This is a genomic window from Ferrovibrio sp. (genome assembly GCF_046297595.1).
In the GTDB taxonomy this organism is placed as follows: Bacteria; Pseudomonadota; Alphaproteobacteria; order Ferrovibrionales; family Ferrovibrionaceae; genus Ferrovibrio.
Window position 1 is genome coordinate 1 of record NZ_JBKBHT010000020.1, and the last position, 1607, is coordinate 1607.

The 1607-nt window shown below is 62.8% G+C and carries 4 protein-coding genes; all 4 read right to left on the minus strand.

The features are described from left to right. Positions 1 to 115, minus strand: a 115-nt coding sequence (locus ACK4FJ_RS20185) for a zf-HC2 domain-containing protein (RefSeq protein ID WP_409768810.1), incomplete at its 3' end; no start/stop codon positions are given. Beyond that, on the minus strand, positions 112 to 777 hold the full coding sequence (locus ACK4FJ_RS20190) for a sigma-70 family RNA polymerase sigma factor (RefSeq protein ID WP_409768801.1): 666 nt from the start codon (positions 775 to 777) through the stop codon (positions 112 to 114). The genes ACK4FJ_RS20185 and ACK4FJ_RS20190, both read right to left, overlap by 4 nt. Positions 778 to 855: 78 nt before the next feature. After that, positions 856 to 1287 carry a DUF3429 domain-containing protein gene (locus ACK4FJ_RS20195; protein WP_409768804.1) on the minus strand — a complete coding sequence of 144 codons (432 nt, stop codon included), beginning with the start codon at positions 1285 to 1287 and terminating at the stop codon, positions 856 to 858. Positions 1288 to 1290: 3 nt separating this feature from the next. Continuing rightward, the coding region (locus ACK4FJ_RS20200; protein ID WP_409768807.1) for a hypothetical protein at positions 1291 to 1607 on the minus strand (317 nt) is incomplete at its 5' end.

A 1607-nucleotide genomic window follows, 5' to 3' on the forward strand; every position in this document is an offset into this window, starting at 1 on the left:
AGCCCGAGCAGGCGCCGCACTTGAAGAGATGCAGACGCAGGCCCACGGTTTCGCCGAGCGAGAGGCGTCGGTCGAGTTCGTCCGAGGCGAGCTTCGTTGCGTTTTCGCACATCATGACAATGTCTCCTCCGGCGCGAACCAGTGTCCCTGCAGGCAGTTGCGCAGACGAAGCCGCGCGCGGTGCATCAGGACATGCATGTTGGTGGTGGTGATGCCGATCTCGGCGCAGATTTCATCGGTTTCCATCTCGACGAATTCACGCATCATGAAAACGCGGCCCTGATCGGGGGGTAAATGATCGAGGCAGGCCTCGAACACCCGCCAGAAATCCTTGCCGAGGAGTTCGACTTCCGGATTGCCCCAGTCACTGGGGCGGTTTTCCGGAGCCCAGTGACCCTTGGCGTCGAAGTAGCGCGGCTCATCCTCATCCGGGAAATGACTGAGCGGCATGGCGATCATCTGCGATTGCTTGCGCCTGAAGCGGATCTGGTCGGCGATCTTGTTGCGCAGGATGGCAAAGACCCAGGTGCGAAAAGCGGACCGCCCGGCGAAGGCCTTGGCATTGCGAAGCGCGCCGGCGAGCGCTTCCTGGACGGCATCTTCGGCGAGGCCGGGATCAGCAAGCTGGAGGCTTGCGAAACTCAACATGCGCTGGCGCAACTCCGCCATATACATCGCATCGGCCAGGAACGGTGCGGCTGCACCGTTTCCGCCGTTCAATTCCTGCTCGCCCGCATTCGCCATCGTGATCCCCCGGACATTGCCCGCGCCTGCCAAGACCCGGCGCGCCGCACAGCACGCCTTAGTTTAGTCGCGGCTTTCAGCGCCATCTTACAAGGCGCTCATAAAAAAATCTCATGTCGGGATCATCACCACGGCATAGGCGGCAATCACCAGCAACGTGACGTTGCGCCGGAGCGTCAGATACCAGGCGGGTTGGTCGCCTTTCCGGTGTATGCCGAGATCAGCGGCAAGCAGGACCAGAAATACCCCCACATGCAGCGCCATCGTCAAAGCCGGTATGTGGGAATGCGCCAGCAGCCCGCCAATGGCCGCGAGGGCCGCGACATTGCTCACGATCAGCATGAGCCGTGGATCCTGAGCGCGGATCTGAGCCTGGCTCCAGAGCGTGCCGGCCATGAAGCAGGCGATGCCGGTTCCGTAGGCGATGAAGGCTTGCGCGGCCAGTGCGGGCTGGTAGCCGAGCACCTGGGCCAGCCCGAGCGCCCAGAAGGGCAGGGCGCCGGCATAGGTCAGGAGTTTGGTGAGCGCGGGGTCGCGATACATCGGTCAGGCTCCTTGCAGGCGTGTGATCAGCCGTTCCGACAGGGCTGTTGCACTTTCGACAGCGGCCTCGACACGGTTGCCGAAGCACCAGTCGCCGCAGGCGCCGAGGCCGAGGGCTTCATCGAAGAGATACGGCTGGTCAGCGGCTTGGTCCACATTGGCATAACGCCAGCGGTGCAGATCCAGCCAGGCGGCGTTCGAGAAGTCCAGTCCAAGCAGGCGCGTCAGCGACGCGAGCATTTCCGATTTCACCTCGTCCCGGTCCCGTTCCAGGTTTGCCTCGGCCCAATCATTGCGGCTGTGGATGGTGAGTGCGGTTT